This is a genomic window from Streptomyces beijiangensis (genome assembly GCF_017315755.1).
Lineage (GTDB): Bacteria > Actinomycetota > Actinomycetes > Streptomycetales > Streptomycetaceae > Streptomyces > Streptomyces beijiangensis.
In genome coordinates this window covers 1-288 of record NZ_JAFLRJ010001617.1, presented here as the reverse complement: position 1 = coordinate 288, position 288 = coordinate 1, and the positions used below count along the sequence as shown (strand labels likewise).

Here is a 288-nt window from a genome sequence, read left to right as displayed (position 1 = left end):
GGGACTTCTCCTTCTCTTTTTTCTTCTTGTCCTTGCCGTCCAGCGCGATGTCGTTGCGCACCATGGAGAACGTCTGGTCGGCGTCGCCCTCCTTGGGGACGACGTAGCCGCCCTCCGCGTACTCCCAGGGCATCGTCGCCATGGTGATGCGCCCGGTCGGCACCCGCTTGAGGTCGTTGCCCAGGTCGTAGAGCTTCTTGACGGTGCCGAGGCCCTCGTCGACGGTGAGGGCATCGGCACCGTCAAGAAGCTCTACGACCTGGGCAACGACCTCAAGCGGGTGCCGAC

Annotated in this window: 1 pseudogene; it reads right to left on the bottom strand. The window is 64.2% G+C overall.

The features are described from left to right. Positions 1–288, bottom strand: a pseudogene (locus J0695_RS42920) (hypothetical protein); the annotation flags it as partial.